The sequence below is a fragment of the Serratia sp. CoH_134_PS_4 genome (assembly GCF_058190535.1).
The window spans coordinates 113,078-127,236 of the sequence record NZ_JBXWKI010000008.1 but is presented as its reverse complement, the minus strand read 5'-3'; the positions used below and the strand labels follow the sequence as shown (position 1 = coordinate 127,236).

The window sequence follows — 14,159 nt, the reverse complement described above, 5'->3', positions numbered from 1 at the left end:
GTCGAGGGGGGAATGTTCAATTCAGCGTAAAGAAATCCAGCCCCAACGCGGCCTTCACCTGTCCCAGCGTTTGTCGGCTGGCCTGGTCGGCACGTTGGGTGCCCTGTTGCAGAATGCGCAGCAACTCCCCCTTGTCGGCCATGTATTCTGCGCGTCGGGTGCGGATCGGCTCCAGCAGGCTTTGCAGACAATCTTCCAACAGGCGTTTGATTTTCATGTCCCCCAACCCACCACGGCGGTAATGCGCTTTCAGCTCTGCCACCAACGCCGTATCTTCACAGAAAGCATCCAGGTAGGTGAACACCATATTGCCTTCAACCCGGCCAGGATCCTTGACGTTCAGGTGGCCTGGATCGGTAAACATGCTCATTACCGCCTTATGCACCTGGTCGGCATCGGCACCCAGGGTGATGGTATTGCCACGCGATTTTGACATCTTGCCCTGCCCGTCCAAGCCCGGCAGGCGGCTCACATTACTCAGCAAAGGCTGGCATTCCGTCAATACCGCTCGGCCGACAATACGATTGAAACGCCGCACAATTTCGTTGGTCTGCTCCAGCATAGGCAGTTGATCTTCGCCGACGGGAACATGGGTGGCGCCAAAAGCCGTGATATCTGCCGCCTGACTGACCGGATAAACCAGAAAGCCCGCGGGCAGGCTACGGGAAAAGTCTTTTTCGATAATTTCACTTTTTACTGTCGGGTTGCGTTCCAGCCGCGCCACGCTGACCAGATTGAGGTAATACATCGTTAATTCGGCCAGCGCCGGCAGTGCAGATTGCAGGCAAATCGTGGTTTTGTGCGGGTCGATACCGACAGCCAGGTAATCAGCCACCAGATTAAGCACGTTGGTGCTGATTTTTTGCGGATCGCTGCCGTTATCGGTCAGCCCCTGTAAATCGGCTACCAATACCGTTTGCTGATGCTGATGTTGCAGCTCAACGCGTTGGCGCAGCGATCCGACATAGTGGCCTAAATGTAGAGATCCGGTTGGGCGGTCGCCGGTCAGAATGGTGTAGCTCATTGCATTGCTCCTGAAAGTAAAGACACCACCGGATCAACGCAATAAAAATGCCGCCAGAACCGGCGGCATTTAAAAGAGGTGTGAATACCCGTGCCGCCTTTAGAAGAGGCGCCACCAGGACTGGCTGCAAGTAGAGTGCATCGGTATATTCATGTTTTTACGGTACGCCCCGGTATAAATGTTGTCAATAACCGAAGCATGCCAGGGAGCTTAAAAGCAGTCAGAAACGAATTTCTGCCGTCGGCAGTGCGTCGATCAGTACGCCGAAACTTTTGATGCCAGACAGGGTGGCATTGTGATGATCGCGAATCTGCTGGCCGGTGGCATGCGCTTTGTCATGGCTGGTATGCGCATCGGCCGCCAGGGTAACGGGATACCCCAATCCTGCCGCGCGGCGGGTGGTGGTATCTACGCAAAACTCGGTGGAATAACCGCAGATAACCAGATGCGACACGCCATTGGCAACCAACAGTGGGCCAAGCCCGGTGCGCAGGAATGAGTCCGGCGTGGTTTTTGCCACCCGATGGTCGGCGTCGTTCACCTGCAAGCGCGGGTCAACCTGCCAGGCTTCACTGCCATGAGCCAATTCATCGCCTGCGGTCTGATGCTGAATGAAAATAACCGGGACGCCAGCCTGGCGGGCACTGGCGCTTAAGGTGTTAATACGATCGATCGTGGCCTCGGCATCTGCCGGCGGCGGCGTAAACAGCCCTTTCTGCACATCAATAATCAACAGCGCTGACTTCATGATAACCCCCGTGAATAGAATCGGAAGTTAGCATACCGGTTGGCGCGGGCGGAAGATATGGTCAACCCCCTGCTCACGCAGCTTATTCACCAACTCATGGCCCCCATTCGGCGTGGCATGCGCCAACAAACGCTCCGCCTCAAAGACCGGGCTGGCCCAGAAAATATTGACCGGGTCACCATACTGCTTAGGCAAACTCAGATGCTCGCTGTACGGATAAAACGACGAAGACAGCACGTAGCCCTCATAACCCTGCGGCGCGACGTCAGACTCCAGAGTATGCCCTTCACCAAACCAGGTAATTTTCGCCCAAGGCGCATGAGCAAACCCGGCCAATGCGCTGGCCATCTGTACCGCATTCTCTTCGTTCATGTATTGACCATCGATGGCGATGCCCATTTCCATACGGCGATAGCGGGACGCGTCGTCATTAAACAGGATTTCCACCCACGGCATCGGCCGGATGCTGACGCCCATGGTGAGAAAATAGTAGATACCCTCACGTTCATGCTGAGTAATGGCCATCGGCGGCCATTTGCCCTGATCGATGGCATAGTATTTCACCGAAGGGCCAAAATGCTGCTCGTAACGCGCCTGATAATCGCTCTGCATTTTTGGCCACGGATTGCCTTCTTCACGCTGCCAGCTACGCCAGAACTGACGGGTATTTTCCGCCAGCGCATACTGAGTATTGGTCGACGCGGAGCCAAGTGGATAAGCCAACGGGCTCTCTTTGATACAGCTGGCGGAATAACACACCGAATGGTCGATATACAGACTCCAGCCGGGGATCACCGCCAACAATTGACCGTAATACCACAGCGCCGCACCGTCATCACTCTCTGTCCAGACCACCATCAATCCTTCTGGATTCAATGGCGCTTCGCCTTCCAGATTACGGCAAAACTCGGCCGCCAGCATCGGTGGCTGACCCAGCGCCAGCGCTGCGCTGTCTTCTTGCTGCGGGGCCGCCGCCAGGTTACGTAACCAGCACGCACGCACCTGAAAACGTTCGCTTTCTTGTTCTGAGGGATAAATATAAAAATAGGCAGCCCGATGATCTTGCTGAACCACCGCCACCAGCGTCTGGTTCTCATTACTGACTTCAGCAAGTACGTGTGACTCGTTCATATAACCTCAAATAGGGTCGAGGTGCAGAATAATTGCTGCACGCTAAATAAAATGGAAATTGGCTTATGCCCAGTGTAAAGCGCATTAACGGCCGGATCACCCGTAAAAGTCTCAAAAGTGGTCCTAAACCTGGGATTCTTGATGACAATTATAGGGTGTGATGGCTCAGACAGACCGGCCAATTCGGCGTAATGCTCGCTGATAGGACCCGTTGCGCATTGAGGACCGCAGCACTTTACCGACGCCCGCGGTACCGACGCGCACCAACCGCTGGCGCAATACACCGGGTTCAAAACCAAACTGCCGTTGCGCCCAATCCGGCAATAGATCGATGCCTGCCTGCATCACCAGGGCACCAAAAGGCCGTGCCAGCGTGCTCGGTGCCGGGGCGGCCAGCAGAATGCGCGCCACTTCCCGCGTGCGTTCATCGCACACCAACTGAGGCCGCATCCGTTGCAGGTAGTCCTCCACCGCCACACAGGTGGTTGGAATATCGCGTGCACCCAAGGCAGCGGCTACGCGCGCCGTTTCACCGTAATAACGGTCTTGCTGATCGCGAGGAAGATGAGGGTTGCGGTAGCGCAAATGGCTGGCCAAAAAGCAGCTGCTTTCCACCACGTGTACCCACGTGAGCAAGTCAGGATCGCTGGCGGCATAGGGCCTGCCATCGCTGCTAATTCCGTTGACCTTCAGATGAATCGCTTTCACTTTGGCGATCAGCCGTTCGGCCTCTGCGGTAGGGCCAAAGGTGGTGACGGAAACAAACTGGCTGGTGCGGCGCAAACGTCCAAGCATATCGTCACGGAAGTTGGAATGATCCCACACCCCGGCCAGCGCCAAGGGGTGCAGCATCTGCAACAATAAGGCGCTGACGCCGCCGCACAGCATTGAGGTGAAATCACTGTGCACCCGCCAGATGACCGACTGTGGCCCAAACAGGCCCGGATCGCCCGGCGGATTCTCAAAATCGATACCGCCGAGTGCCAGCCCGGTCAGACTGATTACCTGCTTTTCTATTGCTGCGCGTATGACTTCCATTCCGCTGACCCCGCTTACGTTTCGGCGGTCAGTGTAGCACGTCGTGGGGAGGCGCTTTTAACTCTGCGGGTCGCGATCGTTGAGCAAGACAATTTTGCCGGCAAAGCTACGGTCCTCCAGACGGCGATGAGCCGCGGCCCCGTCGCTCAGTGGGAAGGTTTCGATATGCGGCACAGCAAATTCGCCGTTCTGCCAACTGCTGAACAAGCGCTCGGCACGTTCACGCCGCGCTTCGCCACTGTTGAGATATGTCCAAAGATCGCCACCGACCACGCCTTTGGAGTCCATCATCAAGCTGTAAGCCGAAATTGCCGGTGCCTCGCCGCCCGCCATGCCAAAAGTCACCACTCGGCCACCGGGGCGCAGTGCGTCAATGCTCTGTTGCAACGTGATACCCACCGAGTCAAAACCGTACTCCACGCCGCCGTCGCTCAATGCGGCAATTTGTGCAACCCAGTCTTGCTGATAGGTGAAGGCCGCCGCTGCGCCGTTATTCATCGCAATCTGTTGCTTATGTGCTGAAGACACCAGGGCGTAAACCTGCGCGCCGCGTGCAACCAGCATGCGAGTCAGGATCTGCCCAACGCCCCCCGCCGCTGCATGCACCAGCGCGCGATCGCCTGCCTTAACCTGCACGCTGTCATTTATCAGATACTGCGCCGTGAGTCCCTGCAACAAAATAGACGCGGCTTCTACGTCGCTTAGCGCCTGCGGCAGCCGTAATGCATGTTCTACCGGCACATTGATGCGCGTAGCATGGCAGAAAGGCACATCGGCAAAACCGATTCGCTCGCCGATCTGCCAACCTTCGACACCCTCACCCACGGCAATAATGGTGCCCACACCTTCGTAACCGCCAATATGTGGCGGATTGCCGTGCAGCACGTAATTGCCCTTGCGACGGTAGATGTCAGCAAAATTCAACCCGGCAGCCCCCATTCGCACCTGGACAGCACCCGCCGGTACCGCAGGCGTCGGCAGTTCAAGGTATTCGAGCACGTCTGGCCCGCCAAATTGTTCAAACGCTAATGCATGCATGTTGCTGCTCCGGGAAATTTCCGCCAATAACGCACTGACGGTCGATAGAATGATTATCGCAAAGCGCTATAATCAAGCACAGTGGCCCACAGCGCATTCAGAAAACACCCGAGGTTTATAATGGACCGGTTAACCAGCATGGCGGTGTTTGTTCGCGTCGTGGAAAAAGGCAGTTTTGTCGCCGCCGCCGAGGAGATGGCTATCTCCCCAACCATGGTAGGCAAACATATCCGCCACCTGGAACAACGGCTGAATGCACCGCTGCTCAACCGTACCACCCGCCGGCAAGGGCTGACCGAGGCCGGCCGGGTGTTCTATGAACGCTGCCGTCGCCTGCTGGCCGATGCCGACGCCGCCGAAGCAAGTGCACGAGCCCTGTTGAGTTCCCCGAGTGGCCTGCTGCGCATCAGTGCCCCCGTCACCTTTGGCAACCGCGTTTTAACGCCAATCCTGACCGAATTCCTCCAGCAGCACCCGGAAGTAGAAGCCGAAGTGGTGCTATCAGATCGCAAAGTGGACTTGATTGAGGAAGGTTACGAAGCCGCGTTTCGCATTGGGCCAGTAGCGGATGACGGCCTGGTCGCACGAGCCTTGCCCGATTACCGCATGACATTGGCAGCTTCGCCAGACTATTTGGCACAGCACGGCGTACCAACGCGGCCTGAACAGCTTAGTACGCACAGCTGTTTCGGTTTCAGCCAGTGGGAGGGCAACCACGTTTGGCGATTACAGGGGCCACACGGGGAAGTCAGCGTGCCGGTCAGGCCACGTCTGCGGATGGACTCTGGCGAAGGGGTGCGCCGCGCTGCGTTAGCCGGTTTTGGCGTCGTGTTACATGCCAACATGTTGCTGGATGACGATATCGCCGCCGGCCGATTAATACAGGTGTTACCCGACTATTGGCCACACCCGCGATCGATGCATTTGGTCTATCTGCCGGAACGGCGGCAGTCAGCCAAACTGGAAGCTTTTATCGCCCTGACCGTCGCCAAACTGTGGGGGCGCGTTTAAAATAAGTGGGTTCAATCATGGGGATTTCTATGATCACTATCAGAGCACGCGCAGCGGAAGATAATGCGCAACTGGCGGAGATTTGGCAGCGGTCGGTGCGCGCCACTCACCATTTTCTCACTGAAGAAAACATCGCTCAACTTTACCCGTTGGTACTCAACGACTATCTGCCCTCGGTCAACGTTTGGGTGGCGGAAGATAGGCCAGGCCATCCTTGCGGCTTTATTGGGCTTGATGGCAACAAGGTAGAGATGCTGTTTATCGATGCCGAGCAGCGTGGCAAAGGCGTTGGTAAAGCGCTGCTGACACACGCGGAATCGTTGCATAACGAATTGCAGTTGGACGTCAATGAGCAAAACCCGCAGGCCAGCGGATTTTACCGCCACTACGGTTTTGAAATTACCGGTCGCTCTGCGCTCGACGGTCAGGGTAATCCTTTCCCGTTACTGCACATGAAACTGACCAAACGTTAAATAACTCCAAGCGGTCAGCGTGCGTTCTGGCCGCCATTTTCCCATCACTTCTGCTCATCATTTTATATATCAAATCAGAATAACTAATAGAATTTACATTCTTCCTGTCACTATCAACCCCCGGTAGGATTGCCCTGTATTCACCAGCAACAGACGTCCCGCCTGCCCTTATCCCCAGAAACCGAACCCTGTCCGGTGTTACGCGTTCCAGGCGGAATGCTGTGATGTATTAATAAGGATTCGCTTCTCTATGATCGTTCTTTCGAACGTTTGCAAAACTTTTGATAGCACACAGGGCCGCGTTGTCGCGGTGGATGATGTGAGCCTTGCGGTAGAAGCCGGGCAAATCTACGGCATTATTGGCTATAGCGGTGCAGGTAAAAGCACCCTCATCCGTTTGCTTAACGGGTTGGAATCCCCCACCAGTGGCAGTATTCAGGTCGACGGTTTCGATATCGCCGGTGCCAGAGGCAACGCGTTACGCGAGGCGCGGCTGAAAATCAGTATGGTGTTTCAGCACTTCAATCTGTTGTGGTCGCGCACCGTTAGCCAGAACATCGCGTTCTCAATGCAAATTGCCGGCGTGCCCAAGGCACAGATTAAGCCGCGTGTGGCAGAACTGATTGCGCTGGTGGGTCTGCAAGGCCGTGAAGATGCCTACCCGTCACAGCTGAGCGGCGGACAAAAACAGCGGGTCGGCATTGCCCGCGCATTGGCCAATAACCCAGGGGTCTTATTGTGCGATGAGGCCACCTCGGCGCTCGATCCCCAGACTACCGATGCGATTCTTGAGTTGCTGTTGGATATCAACCGCAAACTCAACCTGACTATTGTGCTGATCACCCATGAAATGCACGTGGTACGAAAAATCTGCCACCGCGTAGCCGTCATGGAAAATGGCCGCATCGTCGAAGAAGGCCCAGTGATCGATGTTTTCACCCGTCCACAGCAGTTGATTACCCAACAGTTCGTCAGGCAGGTTTCGCAGTATCAGGAGACCGAGGAAAGCTTCAATCCCCTGCTCGCTAAACATCTGCCAGGCGCAATCTTCAAATTGACGTTTGTCGGCGTACAAACCCATCAGGCCGTGATTTCAGAGGTGATCCTGCGCTACAGGGTGAGCATTAACATCCTGCACGGCAAAATTAGCCAAACCCTGAATGGGTCCTTTGGCGAGCTGTATATCCACGCCGAAGGCAACTGTCTGCAAATCGACAGCATGTTGAACTTACTGAAGACACAAGAAATCGCCGTTGAGGTCATTAAACATGATTGAATCACTGTTCCCTCACCTGCGTATTGACCAACTGCTGAGCGCCACCTGGGAAACGCTGTACATGACGGGCATTGCCGGGTTGGCAACGCTGGTGCTTGGGATTGTATTGGGCGTGCTTTTGTTCCTGACCTCTCGTGGGCAACTGCTGCAAAACCGCGTCGTCTACTCGCTAATCTCAGTACTGGTCAACGTGTTCCGCTCTATCCCATTCATCATTTTAATCGTGTTGCTGATCCCATTTACCAAGACGCTGATCGGTACCATTTTGGGGGCCGATGCTGCGCTGCCGGCGCTGATTGTTGGCGCAGCGCCATTCTACGCGCGGCTGGTTGAGATTGGCCTGCGCGAAGTGGATAAAGGGGTCGTCGAAGCGGCCCGCTCCATGGGCGCTAAAACCAGCACCATTATCTTCCGCGTGCTGCTGCCGGAATCCTCTCCGGCATTGGTTTCCGGCATTACCGTCACACTGATAGCGCTGGTGAGCTATACCGCGATGGCAGGGGTGATTGGTGCAGGCGGTCTGGGTAATTTGGCCTATCTGGAAGGTTTTCAACGCAATCACGGTGACGTAACGCTGGTGGCAACGCTGACGATCCTGCTGATCGTTTTCGTTATCCAATTCATCGGCGACACCATTACAACAACGCTCGATAAACGATAAATAACCAGGGAATAATGATGATGAAAAAGCAAATGATGATGCTGGCTTTCGCCTCTCTGACCGCACTGGCGTCTTTTGGTGCAGCGGCGGAAACCAAGCTGGTGGTCGGCGCATCCAATGTGCCCCACGCGGAAATCCTCGAGCAAGCGAAGCCGATTTTGGCGAAGGAAGGCATTGATCTGGTGATCAAACCTTTCCAGGATTACATCCTGCCAAACACCGCGCTGGCCAGCCACGACATTGACGCCAACTATTTCCAGCATGTGCCTTATCTGAATTCGGTGCTGAAGGACCATGCCGGTGATAAAAGCTACGACTTTGTCAGCGCCGGTGCCATCCATATCGAACCTATCGGCATCTACTCCAAGAAGTATAAAAGCCTGAAGGATCTGCCAGACAACGGCAAAATCATCATGCGTGACGCCGTGGCAGAAGAGGGGCGAATTCTGTCAATCTTTGAGAAGGAAGGCGTGATTAAGCTGAAGCCGGGCGTGAGCAAGGTGGATGCGCGTATCTCCGACGTGGTGGAAAACCCAAAACATCTGAAGTTCCTGGCAAACGTGGAAGGGGCGCTGCTGCCGCAGATGTACAACAACGATGAAGGGGATGCGGTAGTGATTAACGCCAACTACGCCATCGATGCCGGGCTGAATCCGACCAAAGATCCAATCGCGGTCGAAAGCGGTGAAAACAATCCTTATGCCAACATCATCACCGTACATAAAGCCGACGTTAACAAACCAGAGATTGTGGCACTGGTAAACGTGCTGCATTCCAAAGCGATTCAGGACTTCATCCGCCAAAAATACCAAGGCGCCGTGATCCCCGTTAACCAGTAATACACACAAAGGCCGCAGTAATGCGGCCTTTCGCCTTGTTGAATGACACCCGCCCTGCCCTAGACTTTATTGCCCACCTGACTCAGGCGCGGCCACACCAGCATCAATGCATCCAGCAAACGGAATAAATCCTCACGGCTTGCCCCTTCACGCGCCTGAACGGACATCCCTTCGACAGTACAAACGATATATTTGGCCAACAACGCGGTATCGGTTTTCGCCAACAACTCCCCCTGCTGCACCTTGCGGTCAAAGCACGCGCGCAGGCTGGCTTCATTCGAATGATGTTTTTTACGCAGCATCTCGGCGACGTCATCAGACGACGACGACAGTGCCGCAGACGCACACACCATAAAGCAGCCGGAAGGCGTATCCGGGTCGGTAAATACTTCAGCCGAAGAACGCACATAGGCTTCAACGATTTCAGCGACCGGCAGATCCCGCTCCAACAGCTGATTGGTGCAAGTGGTGTATTTTTGCAGATAACGTTCCACTGCCGCGCGGAACAGCCCTTCTTTGTTGCCGAACTCCGCATAGAGCGTCGGCGCTTTGGCCCCGGTCACTTCAACCAGATCGGACAGCGACGTCGATTCATAACCATGCCGCCAGAATAGATCGAGTGCGCTATCGAGCGCACGGTCACGATCAAACTGTTTCGGTCTGCCACGCGTTTTTTTGGCACAGACGTCTTCATTGATACTCATAGACCCTCTCTTATCCTGCCCCGCAGCAGGGCTTACGAATTAAATTAACGATCATTATAAAAAAATATTGCGCTCCCGTCGAGAAGCGATTAACATTTAATTATCGATCGTTAAGTAATCATAACGACACAGAGTAATCAACCCAGTTTACGCACCTAGAATAGGAAATAACATCATGAAAAACTTAAAAATGACTCTTACAGCTCTTGCTCTGGCCTCGGTTTCTTTCGGTAGCTTCGCCGCTGACCTGGTCCATAACCAGCCGGCGGATCAGCAAAAATCCGGTGTGATTACCGTCAGCGGCGCTTCCGATCTCAGCTCACTGGAAGCCAGTTTGGCGGCCAAAGCGGATGCAGCTGGCGCTAAATCATTCCGCATCATTGGTGCCGGGGGTAATAACCAACTTCACGGAACCGCAGTAATCTATCAATAACAGCAAGTTAGACGTAATTCACTGCCAAGACGATCGTAACCGACCTCTTGGCGGAAGAAGCCTAAAAAAAAATTAATTAACGAACATTAAAAAAATAGTTGCAAATCGCCGAACAGGCGTCTAACATTAAATTATCGATCGTTAACTAATTTAACGACCCAACGAAAAAACATCGTACAGAATATTGAGATAGGAAATAAGACCATGAAAAACCTGAAAATCACCATCGCTGCTATCGCACTTGCTTCTGCCTCTTTCGGCAGCTTCGCCGCCGACCTGGTTAACGCTCAACCGACAGATCTGCAAAAAGTCGGGGTGGTTACCGTCAGTGGTGCTTCCGACCTGACCAGCCTGGAAAACAAGCTGGCAGCCAAAGCAGATGAAGCCGGCGCTAAATCATTCCAGATCATCTCAACAACCGGCGACAACAAACTGCACGGTACTGCGATCATCTACAATTAATTGCTGATTCGGCAATTGTGCAAAGAGGCGGCCTTGGCCGCCTTTTGTTTTTTCCCCCTGCTTTCAAGATCTGTTGTAGTCTGTAAACACGCCCCCATAACAACCTCCCAACAACGTCCATGACACCATTGCTATTCCACAAATATCAGGGCCTGGGTAATGACTATTTGGTATGTCATCATTCAGTTGCCGCACGGCTGACTGACCAACAGATACGTATACTGTGCCATCGCCATTACGGTATAGGCTCGGACGGTTTGCTCATAGACAGCGGAGACCGCATAAATCCTACGCTGCGCATTATTAATCCGGACGGTTCCGAAGCGGAAAAAAGTGGCAATGGCCTGCGTATTTACGCCCGTTATCTTTTCGATATTGGTCGCGTCAGCCACCTGCCGTTTTTGGTACACACTGCAGGCGGCGACGTACGCTGCCAGGTCAGCGAGGATAAACACCAGGTTCGAGTGGAAATGGGCCGAGCCAATTTTGCACCGGCAGCCTTGCCGGCACTGATCGACTTGCCTGAAGTTCTCAACTACCCGCTGCAATTAGCTGACGAAAGCGTCAAGGTTTCTTTGGTGTCGATGGGCAACCCGCACTGCGTGGTTCCCGTCGCCCGGCTTGATCTGGCTCAGGTTCACCGACTGGGGCCACAGATCGAACATCATCCGCTGTTTCCCAAGCGAACCAACGTGCAATTGGTGGAAGTGATAGATCGCAATACGCTGCGCATCGGCATTTGGGAACGTGGCGCCGGGTTTACCATGGCCTCTGGCAGCAGCAGTTGTGCCGCCGCCAGCGTGATGCGCAAACTGAATCAGGTTGGCGATAAAGTTAGCGTACATATGCCCGGCGGCCAGCTACAGATTGGGATCAGCGACGACTTTGACGTCACCATGCTCGGGCCGGTGCATAAAATCGCCAGCGTGACGCTGGACGAAGACTGCTTTGTCGGCGGCGAAAATGCACTGCGCTGAAACACGTTACGGATAATGCGAACATCAGTCGCTTTGCAGGTTCTTGAGCATATAGATATTGCAGCCGTGATGGCCCGTGTTACCGCGTTTCTCCGTCAACAAGGTGAAACCCAGCGCATGATATAATCCCAGTGCTTCCTTCAGTTGTTCCGTGGTTTCCAGATAGCAATAACGGAACCCTGCTGCTCGCGCGGCTTTCAGCGCCTGTACCACCATATAGCGCGCCATACCCAACCCACGTACGCTGGGTTTGAAAAACAGCTTTTGCAACTCACAGTAACCCACATCTCCCCCCGCCAAAGGTGCGATGCCAACCCCGCCAACCACTTCCCCCTCTTGTTCCAGCACCCAATACTTGCCACCGTTATCCCGGTAAACGCCCGTCAAACGATCCAGATCGGGATCGTGCAGGCTTACACCGTCCATTTTGTCCATGCCGTATTCACGGAATACGGCGCAAATAATACCCGCCATCGCTGCATCATCTGCCTCGGTTATCGGGCGAACCCGTAAAGCGGCATCACGCTGTTTACGAGCACTGCGTAATGCCGCAGCCATCTTTTTCATCGTCGCGGTCGTGTCTGCCAGCTCATCGTCGTCCAGCTGTGCCAAGGCGTCCTGCATAAAACCGTCGGCATTGGCATCAATCGACGCCAGCGTTTTGCGCCCCAGTTTGGTGAGTTGGTTCAGGTTATGCCGTTTATCATGGGGATAATCCACGGCCTCAATCATGCCGGCAGCAACCAGACTGCGCACTGCGCGGCTGGCACTGGCCTTATCAATACACAGCCGGGTTGCCAGGCAGGTAACGCCCAGCGGCAACGTGCTGATCTCAATAAGAATGTGGATCTGCAACGGCGAAAAACGCGTCCCATTACTTTGTTTATTCAACATGCCCAGCTCTCTGACCAGACTGCGTGACAATGCCCTGAAATCTCTGATGTCCATAGTCAATCTTCCTGTCTCGGCGGGCAGTGAAACCCACCGCTTAGTTGATAGTGTTATCTAATTTTCACTACCATAACGGATATTTGTTCGGGGATAAATATCGATCAGGCACGACGGCAAGGGCCAGAGGATAGCGTCAGCAGAATTACCTTCTTCATTTAGCTAAATTGAAAAAATAAAAAGCCAATTAATTTAGGTTAAATAAAGAATTAATCAGTTAAAAAACAGCCAATAAAGTAAAACGGATAAGATAAGAATAATGACCTTACTCAATTCATTGTATTTAAATGAGTTATTAAAATTACGATGACAACCAATATGTCGATATTAAGTTGTATTTTGTTACACATCCATGGCAGGATCACGGCGTTTAAATAGTCGCAGTGATTCCCCCGCCTGTTTAAACCCTGGGCGTAAGGCGGTTTGTCTTGCGCTGTTTTATCATCATGGAGAGATTGCACCTCAATGAATAAATCACTCGTTATCTGTTCAGTCGCCCTTTCTGTCAGCCTGCTGGCCGGGTGTGCCACAGAATCCTCGCGTTCTCTGGACGTCCCAAAAGTGGCGTCTTACAACACCAGCTACCAAGGTCAACGCAGCCCTATCTCCGTCGGCAAATTCGATAACCGTTCCAGCTATATGAACGGCATTTTCTCTGATGGTGTCGACCGTTTAGGTAACCAGTCCAAAACTATCCTGATCACTCATCTGCAGCAGACCGGTCGTTTCAACGTCCTGGATCGCGCCAATATGGATGAACTGAAAACCGAAGCGGGCATTCAGGGCAAAACCCAGACGCTGAAAGGCGCCAATTACGTGATCACCGGTGATGTTACCGAGTTCGGCCGCAAAGAAGTGGGCGATCACCAGCTGTGGGGCATTCTGGGACGCGGTAAAACACAGGTGGCCTATGCCAAGGTCAACCTGAACGTGGTCAACGTACAGACCTCAGAAGTGGTTTACTCCACTCAGGGTGCCGGTGAGTACCAGCTCTCCAACCGTGAAATCATCGGCTTCGGTGGCACCGCCAGCTACGATTCCACCCTCAACGGCAAAGTTCTGGATCTGGCAGTCCGTGAAGCGGTCAATAACCTGGTTGCCGGTATCGAAAGTGGCGCATGGCGCCCTGCTAACTAACGGAATAGAAGCAGAAAAATGATAACTAAAAGAATGGGTGGGGTGCTGGTTGCAGCAACCCTGCTGGCCGGCTGTGCCGCGCCAAAAACGCTCTATAACTGGGATGGCTACCAAACCTCGATTTATCAATATTACCAGCAGGATGGCCTCAGCCCTGAGCAACAGATTTTGACACTAAAGGATTTAGGTTAAATAAAGAATTAATCAGTTAAAAAACAGCCAATAAAGTAAAACGGATAAGATAAGAATAATGACCTTA

17 protein-coding genes are annotated in these 14,159 nt (G+C 53.6%); 10 read left to right on the top strand and 7 right to left on the bottom strand.

Features of this window, described 5'->3' with window-relative positions; all coding sequences use genetic code 11:
* Positions 1-16 precede the first annotated feature (16 nt).
* The 5 genes from trpS to AC2FCQ_RS14405 all read right to left on the bottom strand — a co-directional run bounded on the left by trpS (position 17) and on the right by AC2FCQ_RS14405 (position 4,979).
* Positions 17-1,024: a tryptophan--tRNA ligase gene (trpS, locus tag AC2FCQ_RS14425; RefSeq protein ID WP_209632275.1), complete on the bottom strand. Its 1,008-nt coding sequence runs from the start codon at positions 1,022-1,024 to the stop codon at positions 17-19.
* Between the two features lie 220 nt (positions 1,025-1,244).
* Entirely contained in the window at positions 1,245-1,772 is a 528-nt protein-coding gene (locus AC2FCQ_RS14420; protein WP_209632274.1) for a cysteine hydrolase family protein, read from the bottom strand.
* 27 nt (positions 1,773-1,799) lie between these two features.
* Positions 1,800-2,903, bottom strand: a complete 1,104-nt coding sequence (locus tag AC2FCQ_RS14415; RefSeq protein WP_404760094.1) for a suppressor of fused domain protein — start codon at positions 2,901-2,903, stop codon at positions 1,800-1,802.
* Positions 2,904-3,068: 165 nt separating this feature from the next.
* Positions 3,069-3,941 carry an oxygenase MpaB family protein gene (locus AC2FCQ_RS14410; protein WP_490308552.1) on the bottom strand — a complete coding sequence of 291 codons (873 nt, stop codon included), beginning with the start codon at positions 3,939-3,941 and terminating at the stop codon, positions 3,069-3,071.
* A 57-nt stretch (positions 3,942-3,998) separates the two neighbouring features.
* Positions 3,999-4,979 (bottom strand): quinone oxidoreductase family protein, encoded by a 981-nt coding sequence (locus AC2FCQ_RS14405; protein WP_490308553.1) that lies wholly within the window; start codon positions 4,977-4,979, stop codon positions 3,999-4,001.
* Between the two features lie 120 nt (positions 4,980-5,099).
* Here AC2FCQ_RS14405 and AC2FCQ_RS14400 point away from each other — a divergent pair, with 120 nt between their 5' ends.
* The 5 genes from AC2FCQ_RS14400 to AC2FCQ_RS14380 all read left to right on the top strand — a co-directional run bounded on the left by AC2FCQ_RS14400 (position 5,100) and on the right by AC2FCQ_RS14380 (position 9,239).
* Positions 5,100-5,990 carry a LysR family transcriptional regulator gene (locus AC2FCQ_RS14400; protein ID WP_209632270.1) on the top strand — a complete coding sequence of 297 codons (891 nt, stop codon included), beginning with the start codon at positions 5,100-5,102 and terminating at the stop codon, positions 5,988-5,990.
* Between the two features lie 29 nt (positions 5,991-6,019).
* Positions 6,020-6,463: an acetyltransferase gene (locus AC2FCQ_RS14395; RefSeq protein ID WP_061806970.1), complete on the top strand. Its 444-nt coding sequence runs from the start codon at positions 6,020-6,022 to the stop codon at positions 6,461-6,463.
* Between the two features lie 250 nt (positions 6,464-6,713).
* Complete coding sequence (locus AC2FCQ_RS14390; protein WP_209632269.1) at positions 6,714-7,739, top strand: methionine ABC transporter ATP-binding protein; 1,026 nt, start codon at positions 6,714-6,716, stop codon at positions 7,737-7,739.
* Positions 7,732-8,400, top strand: coding sequence for a methionine ABC transporter permease (locus AC2FCQ_RS14385; RefSeq protein ID WP_209632268.1), 669 nt, complete (start codon positions 7,732-7,734; stop codon positions 8,398-8,400). Before AC2FCQ_RS14390 ends, AC2FCQ_RS14385 begins: the two co-directional genes overlap by 8 nt.
* Before the next feature lie 17 nt (positions 8,401-8,417).
* Positions 8,418-9,239, top strand: coding sequence for a MetQ/NlpA family ABC transporter substrate-binding protein (locus AC2FCQ_RS14380; protein WP_404760098.1), 822 nt, complete (start codon positions 8,418-8,420; stop codon positions 9,237-9,239).
* Between the two features lie 59 nt (positions 9,240-9,298).
* Here AC2FCQ_RS14380 and AC2FCQ_RS14375 read toward each other — a convergent pair whose 3' ends face one another.
* Positions 9,299-9,943, bottom strand: coding sequence for a TetR/AcrR family transcriptional regulator (locus AC2FCQ_RS14375; RefSeq protein ID WP_209632267.1), 645 nt, complete (start codon positions 9,941-9,943; stop codon positions 9,299-9,301).
* A 175-nt stretch (positions 9,944-10,118) separates the two neighbouring features.
* On the opposite strand from AC2FCQ_RS14375, the gene bhsA (AC2FCQ_RS14370) reads away from it, so the two are divergent.
* The 3 genes from bhsA (AC2FCQ_RS14370) (at position 10,119) to dapF (ending at position 11,815) form a co-directional block, all read left to right on the top strand.
* Positions 10,119-10,376 (top strand): multiple stress resistance protein BhsA, encoded by a 258-nt coding sequence (bhsA, locus tag AC2FCQ_RS14370; RefSeq protein WP_490308554.1) that lies wholly within the window; start codon positions 10,119-10,121, stop codon positions 10,374-10,376.
* A 204-nt stretch (positions 10,377-10,580) separates the two neighbouring features.
* Positions 10,581-10,838: a multiple stress resistance protein BhsA gene (gene bhsA / locus AC2FCQ_RS14365; RefSeq protein WP_037425152.1), complete on the top strand. Its 258-nt coding sequence runs from the start codon at positions 10,581-10,583 to the stop codon at positions 10,836-10,838.
* Between the two features lie 119 nt (positions 10,839-10,957).
* Complete coding sequence (gene dapF, locus AC2FCQ_RS14360) at positions 10,958-11,815, top strand: diaminopimelate epimerase (RefSeq protein ID WP_265556282.1); 858 nt, start codon at positions 10,958-10,960, stop codon at positions 11,813-11,815.
* 24 nt (positions 11,816-11,839) lie between these two features.
* Here dapF and AC2FCQ_RS14355 read toward each other — a convergent pair whose 3' ends face one another.
* A complete protein-coding gene (locus AC2FCQ_RS14355) occupies positions 11,840-12,763 on the bottom strand; it encodes a bifunctional helix-turn-helix transcriptional regulator/GNAT family N-acetyltransferase (RefSeq protein ID WP_490308555.1) in 924 nt (307 codons plus the stop codon).
* Between the two features lie 465 nt (positions 12,764-13,228).
* On the opposite strand from AC2FCQ_RS14355, the gene AC2FCQ_RS14350 reads away from it, so the two are divergent.
* Positions 13,229-13,900 carry a CsgG/HfaB family protein gene (locus tag AC2FCQ_RS14350; RefSeq protein WP_061806966.1) on the top strand — a complete coding sequence of 224 codons (672 nt, stop codon included), beginning with the start codon at positions 13,229-13,231 and terminating at the stop codon, positions 13,898-13,900.
* Positions 13,901-13,918: 18 nt separating this feature from the next.
* Positions 13,919-14,092 (top strand): hypothetical protein, encoded by a 174-nt coding sequence (locus AC2FCQ_RS14345; protein ID WP_490653052.1) that lies wholly within the window; start codon positions 13,919-13,921, stop codon positions 14,090-14,092.
* The last annotated feature ends 67 nt before the right edge of the window (positions 14,093-14,159 follow it).

Coding starts and splice junctions, on each gene's coding strand:
- AC2FCQ_RS14350 (WP_061806966.1), top strand. CDS start 13,229: ATGAATAAATCACTCGTTATCTGTTCAGTCGCCCTTTCTGTCAGCCTG.
- bhsA (WP_490308554.1), top strand. CDS start 10,119: ATGAAAAACTTAAAAATGACTCTTACAGCTCTTGCTCTGGCCTCGGTT.
- AC2FCQ_RS14380 (WP_404760098.1), top strand. CDS start 8,418: ATGATGAAAAAGCAAATGATGATGCTGGCTTTCGCCTCTCTGACCGCA.
- AC2FCQ_RS14390 (WP_209632269.1), top strand. CDS start 6,714: ATGATCGTTCTTTCGAACGTTTGCAAAACTTTTGATAGCACACAGGGC.
- AC2FCQ_RS14385 (WP_209632268.1), top strand. CDS start 7,732: ATGATTGAATCACTGTTCCCTCACCTGCGTATTGACCAACTGCTGAGC.
- AC2FCQ_RS14375 (WP_209632267.1), bottom strand. CDS start 9,943: ATGAGTATCAATGAAGACGTCTGTGCCAAAAAAACGCGTGGCAGACCG.
- AC2FCQ_RS14400 (WP_209632270.1), top strand. CDS start 5,100: ATGGACCGGTTAACCAGCATGGCGGTGTTTGTTCGCGTCGTGGAAAAA.
- dapF (WP_265556282.1), top strand. CDS start 10,958: ATGACACCATTGCTATTCCACAAATATCAGGGCCTGGGTAATGACTAT.
- trpS (WP_209632275.1), bottom strand. CDS start 1,024: ATGAGCTACACCATTCTGACCGGCGACCGCCCAACCGGATCTCTACAT.
- AC2FCQ_RS14355 (WP_490308555.1), bottom strand. CDS start 12,763: ATGGACATCAGAGATTTCAGGGCATTGTCACGCAGTCTGGTCAGAGAG.
- AC2FCQ_RS14410 (WP_490308552.1), bottom strand. CDS start 3,941: ATGGAAGTCATACGCGCAGCAATAGAAAAGCAGGTAATCAGTCTGACC.
- AC2FCQ_RS14345 (WP_490653052.1), top strand. CDS start 13,919: ATGATAACTAAAAGAATGGGTGGGGTGCTGGTTGCAGCAACCCTGCTG.
- AC2FCQ_RS14415 (WP_404760094.1), bottom strand. CDS start 2,903: ATGAACGAGTCACACGTACTTGCTGAAGTCAGTAATGAGAACCAGACG.
- AC2FCQ_RS14420 (WP_209632274.1), bottom strand. CDS start 1,772: ATGAAGTCAGCGCTGTTGATTATTGATGTGCAGAAAGGGCTGTTTACG.
- AC2FCQ_RS14405 (WP_490308553.1), bottom strand. CDS start 4,979: ATGCATGCATTAGCGTTTGAACAATTTGGCGGGCCAGACGTGCTCGAA.
- bhsA (WP_037425152.1), top strand. CDS start 10,581: ATGAAAAACCTGAAAATCACCATCGCTGCTATCGCACTTGCTTCTGCC.
- AC2FCQ_RS14395 (WP_061806970.1), top strand. CDS start 6,020: ATGATCACTATCAGAGCACGCGCAGCGGAAGATAATGCGCAACTGGCG.